The organism is Candidatus Thermoplasmatota archaeon, assembly GCA_030018475.1.
Lineage (GTDB): Archaea > Thermoplasmatota > JASEFT01 > JASEFT01 > JASEFT01 > JASEFT01.
This window is the reverse complement of sequence record JASEFT010000053.1, coordinates 1-9,135: the sequence shown is the minus strand read 5'-3', so window position 1 is coordinate 9,135 and position 9,135 is coordinate 1. Positions and strand designations below refer to the sequence as shown.

Here is a 9,135-nt window from a genome sequence, read left to right as displayed (position 1 = left end):
CAGAAATTTCAAACTCACTAGCGAGCAAAGGAATATCATTTACAGAATTTAATTTCCTATACAAAATCCTATAATCTCTAAGTCTCATTTGATTCTACTTTCATAATAAGACTTATACCTTGTTATATAGCCTGCGATTTTATTGCGCATTGTCTGCGTTTTTACATCTGTAAGCTCCATAACTTTCTTCTTGTTATGCTCGTAATCTAAACTGAACTCATCTGGAAATTTATGAACTAGCTCTTTTGCAATCCTTTTTATAAACGTGGTTCTTATACGACCCATTAGAAGATGTAAGTGTGTTATTGCTATTTTAAACTTTTTTCTAGCAGTAGGGCAAAGATATTTATAAACAAAAACTCAATTTAGTAAAGCTGAAAAATGAGTTCAAAATTACCTGTACCCAGAGCTATGAGCACTCAGCATCCTGACAACGTAAGCATACCCTTTTTTGCAGAAGGTCTCGAGCTTGGTGGCGAGGACGAGATTCAAGAAGCCTACTATGCATTTTCTCATTTAGGCTGCGATGAGCAGATGTGGGACTGCGAAGGTAAAGAAGTGGATAATTTTGTAGTTAAAAAGCTACTAACAAAATATGAGTCTTTTTTCGCTGAGCATAAAATAGGAAAGGAGCTATTTTTAACGTTAAGGGTGCCAAATCCTAGTGTAGAGAAAGCAGAAGGTAAAGTATTGCTAGAGACTTTAGAAAGCATACCAAGATCCTTTGATGTAGCGCAACTATTTTATAAAGAAGACTTACCACCAATTTTCGAAATTATTCTACCAATGACTTCTTCATCCCAGGAACTCGACAGAATTTACAGATATTATTCAGATTTTGTTGTAGGGAAGCAGGATAAAAAGCTTAAAAGCATGGATATTACAATTGGCAATTGGATAGGGAGCTTCAAACCTGAAAAAATCAATATCATACCACTTTTTGAAGATTTGGAACATCTCCTTGCAGCACATACTATCATGGAAAAATATTTAGAAGACAAAAATGTAGAGTATCAAAGAGTGTTTTTAGCGAGAAGTGATCCTGCCATGAATTACGGACTTGTTAGTGCAGTACTGTTAAGCAAAATAGCTTTACAAAGGCTTTATAATCTTGCAGAAAGTATCAATATAGACCTATATCCAATCCTTGGACTTGGCTGCCCACCTTTTAGAGGCAATCTTACGCCTAAAAATGTAGAGAATACTCTAAAAGAATATTCTACCGTACATACTTTCACTATTCAATCCTCATTTAAATATGATAATTCGCCTGAAGAAGTCAGAGCCGGAATAATGAAGTTGAAAGGGCACAGTACTAAAGCGCCTCAGCAGATAGATGAGAAGAAATCTATAGAGCTCATTCATAACTATTCTCAAGAATACAGAAAGCAGATTAAAATTTTAGCGCCTGTGATTAACGAAATTGCTAAGTATGTGCCGAGCAGGAGGAAGAGGAAACTCCATATAGGACTTTTCGGATATGCTCGAAGCGTTGGAGGTATAGCGCTACCTAGAGCGATAACTTTTACATCAGCGCTTTATTCGATCGGCCTGCCACCGGAGCTGCTTGCTATTAATGCACTGACTGAAAAAGAGCTTGAGTTCGTTCGTGATGTATATATTAATTTTGAAAACGATTTGAAAGACGCGCTTCGCTACTTAAACAAGGACTCTCTGAGACTATTACCTGAGCTTGAATCCGCTATAAATAATCTTTCTATCGATTTTGAAAGTGTTGAAGAGCACAAAGTAATAAGTGCGAATATTGTTAACGCACTAAAACATAGCAAGAGCGAAGAACTGAGAGAATACATTACAAGAGCTGCTAATTTAAGAAAATTTCTAGGGTAGTGATAGAGTATGTTAGAGAAAGCAATCGATAACCTAAAACCTCAAATCATAGAAACTTTGCAAGAGCTTGTAAAAATACCAGCGATAGCTCCTAGTAGTGGCGGTGAAGGCGAGCTAAAGAAAGCTGACTACATCTGGAACTTAATCAGCGGGTGGGGCTTCGACGACCTGAAAAGATACGACTGCGATAAAAGACCAAATATAGTTGCAAAAATAGAGGGAGAAAAAAAGCAAACTCTCTGGATAGTGACACATCTTGATATTGTGCCGCCTGGCAATTTAGCGCTATGGAAAACAAACCCTTTCGTGCCTGTAGTAAAAGGAGATAAAATTTACGGTAGAGGCAGCGAAGACAACGGTCAAAGTCTTGTAGCTAGTCTTTATGCATGCAAAGCATTGCTGATGAGCAATAAAAAACCGAATTATAATATAGGGCTTGCAATTGTTAGTGATGAAGAAACAGGTAGCAAGTACGGTATAGAATATCTTATTAAGCAAGGGTTATTTAAAAAGAACGATATTATTTTGGTGCCTGACGCCGGCAACGAGAAAGGAAATTTAATTGAAGTTGCAGAAAAAGCTATTCTATGGCTTAAATTTACAACAAAAGGTAGGCAATGCCATGCCAGTACACCTGAAAAAGGCATAAATGCATTTAGGGCAAGCGTAATTCTTGCTTATAAATTAGATAAAGATTTGCACAATAAATTCAAGTTAAAGAACAAATTATTTTCACCGCCTTATTCTACTTTCGAACTTACTAAAAAAGAGGCTAACGTGCCTAATATCAACACAATTCCAGGGATAGATGTTTTTTACATTGATTGCAGAGTGTTGCCTGAGTACAGACTCAAAGATATTTTGAGAGAATGTAATAGAATCGTTAAAGAAGTTGAAAAAGAAACTGGCACTAAAATAAAAGCTGAGATTACAAACAAATCTGAGGCATCTTATACTAACCCAAACTTACAAATAGTTAAGCAACTCAAAAAAGCGATAAAAGAAGTTTATCATGTTAATGCAATTACCAAAGGTATTGGCGGAGGTACTTGCGCTGGGGTTTTTAGAAGAGCTGGCTATAATGCAATAGTCTGGAGCAGAGTCGATGAGAAAGCGCATGCACCCAATGAATACTGCAGAATCTCAAATTTGATAGGAGATGCTAAAGTATACACGAAATTGTTTCTGAGTTAGCAAAAATTATATTATGTTAAATACATTCTTGAGTTATGCCACACAATCTTTTCCGAAAACTATTAGTAGCGATTTCTATTGCACTGATATTAGCAAGCGCTTGGAGCTTTTCCGAGGCCGACGAAAATGTGCAGTTGAATAAAGGACAAAAAGCTAGCTACACTATTTTCAGCTTGTTTGACAGAGTAGAGCTTGGAGACGACTACCCATACGACTTGGCTACTATCAAGGCTATGACTCTAACGCAACTTAATTGGACAAACGTCGATATAGACGGCGACGGTAATGCAACGACAAATATACCTTTCGAAGGCAAGACAATACTTAAAATAGAAGGTAATTTTAGTAGCGGGCCTTACACAATGGTTCCATGTGCTTCACTCCGAACAGGAAATATATCAAATTTGATAACCGTTGAGCAGTGGCACGGCGCCGCTATTTATGTACCTGAGGGCTATCCAAATTGTAACGGCTCTGGATACGCGCTTTTCACTCATATACATAGCGTACCTGATACTGTAGATCCTGAAATTGAAGGACTTATATGCATGCTGGTGAACAAGTTTGAAGCGCCACTATTCTTAATGGGTAACTATAAGCAGAACTGGTTGCCATTTGATTTTCCAGGCGGCCAAGATGGAATTTTGTATCCTTCTATTTTGGCATTTCTACTTAGAAACGAAGCTACTGCGGACGCACTCAAAATGACTTTTATGTATCAGCTGGTAAAGGAAAATCTGATGGGGACAACTTTAATGGTAAGGCTGCTTGAAAATTTAGGCGGCGATATTAGCAAAGGCTTGCTATCGGAAGGCGGCTCTAAGCAGGGTTATGCACGCTGGCTTGTCGGCATGCTGGACGATAGAATAACTATGATTGAAGCAGATATGATGCAGATACAAGATATGAAAAGGGGCTGGGCTCACTATGTCAAGGACTGGGGCATCCCGCCATATCCTGAGACCGGCCCATGGGGCGTGAAGAACTATTCTTCGCAAGTAGCGAGCGTACTAATACCTTTATGGGAAAGTATAGTGTCTTCGGGAGACGATCCAACAACACCGGGCGGCTTAGCATATCAAATTTGGGATATCTATTCTCAGCGCCGTTTCTACCAACATTTAAAATTTATAGGAATTCTAGGCGATGTAGGACTTAAAGGTATGCATGACGGTACTTATTTCCCGCTAGGCGCTGAGACTTATTTTCTAGATGATCTTGATTTTATAGAGTGGCGCTACGGTAGAATACTGCCCAAAGATCTAGATCAAGGTGGCACTAGACTAGTACTCAATATTCTAGAAATCTGTTCTCAGCTTGTAAACTTCAATTTAACGCGCTGGCCAAAAGTAGAGAATGTTACTGCATCTATAGAGCAGAAGAACGAGACCACAAATTATCTCAATCTTACTGCAAGTATAAAATACTGGCATCCTGAAAATTTGGTAGTTCGTGCTTGGTACGCCTCCTCAACCAATCGCGCTTGGAACGATAATGAAGGGCTTGAAGAGCCACACAAATGGAAATCTGCTGTAATGACTATGGGCACGGACAGTTACAACGTTACTATTGAAATTAACAACACACTTCAATATGCTTACTATATAGAGCTAGAATATATTGATGAGCTTGGCTTCCAAAAATTTGACTCCTCACCAGTAAGATTTGTACAAGAATTTCCACCTACAGCGACCGGCGGCTCAGATCTTTTCATAACACAAATGAGTTTATCTGATGAAAGTCCAGAAGCTGGCCAAGAAGTACTAATAAATGTCACACTCAACGCAACAAGAATCAATATTTGGTTTGCCGACTCGTATCCAAGCCCGCCACTATATGTCGGGATAAAAATTTTAGTAGACGATGAGCCTGTAAACAGCACAAGAATATTAATCGTTAATTGCTCGCAGACGCAGTTCAAATGGACTGCTAAGTTGGGTATGCATGAGCTAAAAATTGTAGCAGACCCAGATAATTTATTACCTGAATGGAATGAAGTTAATAACGAAGCAAGTTTGGATGTTTTGGTTGTAGACCCCATAGAGCCTGAGGTCTCAAATGTGCAAGCGTTGCCTGTGGTTCAAGAGGTTAGCGGCTGGGTGAATATAACTTGTAGTGTTAAAGATAATGTTAAAGTAGATACTGTCAAAGTTAATATCACAGATCCGAACGGCAATTTCGTTGGCAATTTTACAATGACTGGTATTGAACTTGATGCAAACAAAAACGGAACTTATTACTACAATACAACTTATTCTGTTTTAGGAACATATTCTTATTACATATGGGCAAATGATACTTCAAACAACCAGAACAAATCTGATATCAACACGTTTACGACTCAAGACACTACAAAACCAGAAATTTTAAATGTTCAAGCTTTCCCGAGTGTAGAAACTCAAAATGGCTGGGTGAACATAACTTGTACTGTAACTGATAATGTTAAGATTGATATTGTTAAAATCAGCATCACAGGTCCTGCAGGCTTCACACCAGTAAATATTTCAATGATTCAAATACCTGACACAAATAACTATTACTACAACTCAACTTACCCAGTTGCAGGTGAGTATTCTTATTATATCTGGGCAAACGATGCAAGCAGCAACGAGAACAAATCTACAGAATATTATTTCACTATAACAATGGCAGTCACGAAACACATTGAAGGTAGAGCAGTCAATGTGGTCGGTGTAGGAAATGGGACTGTAAACATAACCTCAGCCGCGCTACCCCAACCACCACCCGAAAATCTGCGAAACATTACTTGCATTGAAGTTACAATCACAGGCGAGCTTGAGTACATAAACATTACTATAAAATACAGTGATGAAGATATTATAGGTCTAAACGAAGATACTTTGAAAATGTATTACTGGCACGAAAATAAATGGAAGCTCTGCAATAATACAGGTGTAGATACCGTTAATAATATCGTCTGGGCAAACGTAACTCATTTAACAATATTCGCTCCTATGGCTGAAAAAATTGCAGAGGTTCCGCCTACGCCTCTCAATTGGCTTTTATATTTTGGAGCAATCGTAATAATAATTGTAGCTTTAGGCTTGGCTATAGCTACTAGAAGAAAAAGGAAGCGCTGATAAAATTAGCCTCCAGTCCATGTGCTTGCTGTGGCTGTATATACAAAGTATCCTTTGCCTTTTACTACAGCGAAATTCTCACCAAATAAAGCGCTTGAGTAGATAATATATCTACCCCTACCGTTGTCCAATTTTGCTACCGCTTCGCAACCGGTAACTTTTGATTGTAAGCCACTTGCTGTAGTAGCTGTGCTGTTAGCCCAGCCTATATAATTCCATCCCGAAGATATAGGTACAGATATTGATACTGGTTTGCCGACAATCTCAAATATGCGTCCCGTAGTCGTTCCAATTCCTACAATCCACGTTGCGCCATAAATAGTTCCTGCGTTTCCGCAGTCAGAACAGTCGTTTACTGTTACACCGCGACTTTCGTCAAAATGATACCAAGCAACAGCTCCACTCCTAGCTGGGTAGGGCACCACTGCATTGTAATCTTCTGCTAGTTCAGTACTGCTTAATACCCTATTAAATATTCTAAGTTCGTCAATCGCCCCGTAAAAAGTTCTTGGCGTCTTAGAACGAATGCTCGAAATTCTAAGCGGCTCGTTATTGGTTTGCAGCGCTACAGCTGTAAACGATGTGCTGCTATAGAGAGTGCCGTCAGCATAAAACTTCATCTCACCGGTTGCGCTATCGTAAGTATAAGCAAGATGATGCGATTCTCCTATTGGTAAATAATAGCCTGTAAGAAAATCATATTTTGCTCCTGTCGCATTATAAACATGGACGCTTATCTCCCTGGTCTCTTCTAAGACCATTCCGTAAACACCTTTTTTGCTAACTATAATTCTATAATCATTTTTAGTAGTTGTATTTGGGTCCCCAGCCAGATAGCACCAGCATTCTATTGTAATTGCGTTATCGATATCTAGGCTTGTTGAGTCAGGAATATTAACGAAATCATCTACACCATCGAACCAAAGAGCATCACTTGCTACAATTGAGTTAATCGTATATCCGTAGCCTGGCTCAATACTAAAATTGTTCCCTTCAGCACCTTTTTGATAAATTTCGAATTGCTGATTTGCAGTAACGTATCTTCCTAAATGAGTGTATCGAATACCATCTATACAGTCGCCAGCTCTAGAATACCACGACTTAAGCGCGAAAGATATAGTGTCCCATCCTGGCATAATTGTGTACTTTTCTACTTCAGCAGATATAGTGATTGTAGCTACAGTGTAGTTTGTAGGACTTGATTCTACAAACGCAAACAAGCCCACGGATGAGAAATCAGTTGCTGCTGGCGTGTTATCACTGGCAAGCGGTACTTGAATTATTTTACTGTAACTTCCGTCACTGGCTGTAGTTGTATTCCATTCTGAAACAGGAAAAGCGCCCTCAGGTATTCTAATTATCACTTTACTTGTTGGAAAATTTGGAAATTTACCTGAAACAGTTATATCATCAGTTATCCAAGCTGTAGAAGGACTGATTGAAATAGTATTAGGGTCTGGAGGCTGATAGTAAGCTTCTAACTTCCTATCCCAGTCAAGTAGAGCGTTTGAAATAAGCGCTAGGTCATCCATGCGCTCACGCACATACCATTTCACTGTTGAATTATACCAATGCTGGAGAGTTCCGCCAGCGCCTTGATTAATGAGACCGGTAAGATGATAAGTAGTGAAAGTTCCTGCAGGTACTGTTATGCTCGCTAAAGAGGATGAAACAGTTACTTGCTGCTCTAAAAGGGCTGCATCGTCAAACGACGAGTTACCACTGCCTACCACACCTGCATCATACCACATATATCCAGTTGCACGAGCAGTTGTATTTGCAAAGAACAAATCGTCAACAGCTATTGGAAAATCATAGTCTTCCACCACAGGCTCATAGAAGAAAGTATTATCTAGTCGTGCTTTTACGCTGATAATTCCAGAAGCAGTTCCTTTTATATACTTATGCACGTAATCTGCTAAAATACCCAAATCGCTTACCTTACAGAACAAATAGCCTGATATCGTGCCGCTGCTTACTGAGAGACTATACCCGCTCATCGAGCCCTTACCGCCGAGCACACTTCCACTAAGCGATAGATTATAGCCGTAATATGTGGTACCTGCGTAAGTATAGTAGCCAAGTTCTTTTACAGTATAAGTAAACCTTTCCTTGAGATAGATTGTATCGTCGCTTGTAGTACTGTTATACCAGAAATCCTGGTAGTAAGTCCAGTTAGCGCCAATGCGCCATGTACCCACATCTGCAGGAGGTGGCGGTACAAAAGGCTTTTCGTAGTCGCTACCTTTACCAAAACTTTTCGCGGTATAGACTGTAGTAATTAAAAATAGCGCAACAAAGCATACACCGCATTTAATTAAATAGCCCGTACTTCTCATATTTTATTCCTCCTCTTTTTATTATTTTTATATACTTCTCAGCAGATAAATATTTATCGATTTTAAGCTGTGTTGCATAACTATAAAATAACCTAAATCTATTTACCCTTGGGATGGGAATAATGAAAAGACAAAGATAGGGTAAAAAATACGTCGACAAAAGAGATTGGCGGGCGTATAACGAAAAACTTGTAGCTCGTGGAGAAGCGTATATTTCTCTAGATTTCATTAATTCTTGGGACGAAGAATTAGAAAAATTAAACAAAAACAAGGTTGGTGCACCTTTTGATTATCCCGATTCTCTAATAATATTTTTAGCGTATCTCCATACTTTACTGAGTATAGATTACAGGGGCCTCAAAGGATTTCTAAGAGGACTATCTAAGCTTGTGAGTTTTAGTGTACCGGACTATTCTACAATATGTAGAAGGGTAAACAAGGTTGATGTGCCAATAAAAAAGACTTTGACTCGATACGAAGGAGAAGAAGTTGTAATATCACTCGACTCTACTGGTGTGAAAGTGACAAATAGAGGCGAGTGGATGCGAGATAAATGGAGAGTTCGCAGAGGCTGGATAAAAGTCCATATATCTGTGGACGATAAAGGAAAACAGGTAGTGGGTATCGCGGTCACTGATGAAAAGACTCAC

General features: G+C 39.0%; 5 protein-coding genes and 1 pseudogene. 4 read left to right on the top strand and 2 right to left on the bottom strand.

What is annotated here, in order from left to right:
* Positions 1–84: 84 nt before the first annotated feature.
* Positions 85–285, bottom strand: a complete 201-nt coding sequence (locus tag QMD21_06560) for a 30S ribosomal protein S17e (GenBank protein ID MDI6856421.1) — start codon at positions 283–285, stop codon at positions 85–87.
* Between the two features lie 96 nt (positions 286–381).
* Between QMD21_06560 and ppcA the strand changes: the two genes are divergently transcribed.
* The 3 genes from ppcA to QMD21_06545 are packed head-to-tail and all read left to right on the top strand — an operon-like array spanning position 382 to position 6,146.
* The gene (gene ppcA, locus QMD21_06555; GenBank protein MDI6856420.1) at positions 382–1,851 is read left to right on the top strand and encodes a phosphoenolpyruvate carboxylase; all 1,470 of its coding nucleotides are present in this window, start codon (positions 382–384) and stop codon (positions 1,849–1,851) included.
* A 9-nt stretch (positions 1,852–1,860) separates the two neighbouring features.
* Entirely contained in the window at positions 1,861–3,045 is a 1,185-nt protein-coding gene (locus QMD21_06550; GenBank protein ID MDI6856419.1) for a M20 family metallo-hydrolase, read from the top strand.
* 35 nt (positions 3,046–3,080) lie between these two features.
* Positions 3,081–6,146, top strand: a complete 3,066-nt coding sequence (locus QMD21_06545; protein ID MDI6856418.1) for a hypothetical protein — start codon at positions 3,081–3,083, stop codon at positions 6,144–6,146.
* Between the two features lie 5 nt (positions 6,147–6,151).
* Here the strand turns inward: QMD21_06545 and QMD21_06540 are convergent, their stop codons facing one another.
* Complete coding sequence (locus QMD21_06540) at positions 6,152–8,485, bottom strand: LamG domain-containing protein (protein MDI6856417.1); 2,334 nt, start codon at positions 8,483–8,485, stop codon at positions 6,152–6,154.
* A gap of 173 nt (positions 8,486–8,658) precedes the next feature.
* Between QMD21_06540 and QMD21_06535 the strand changes: the two are divergent.
* Positions 8,659–9,135, top strand: a pseudogene (locus QMD21_06535) (transposase).

Excerpts from the sequence above, each read along its gene's own strand:
- QMD21_06560 (MDI6856421.1), bottom strand. The coding sequence starts at position 285 with ATGGGTCGTATAAGAACCACGTTTATAAAAAGGATTGCAAAAGAGCTA.
- ppcA (MDI6856420.1), top strand. The coding sequence starts at position 382 with ATGAGTTCAAAATTACCTGTACCCAGAGCTATGAGCACTCAGCATCCT.
- QMD21_06550 (MDI6856419.1), top strand. The coding sequence starts at position 1,861 with ATGTTAGAGAAAGCAATCGATAACCTAAAACCTCAAATCATAGAAACT.
- QMD21_06545 (MDI6856418.1), top strand. The coding sequence starts at position 3,081 with ATGCCACACAATCTTTTCCGAAAACTATTAGTAGCGATTTCTATTGCA.
- QMD21_06540 (MDI6856417.1), bottom strand. The coding sequence starts at position 8,485 with ATGAGAAGTACGGGCTATTTAATTAAATGCGGTGTATGCTTTGTTGCG.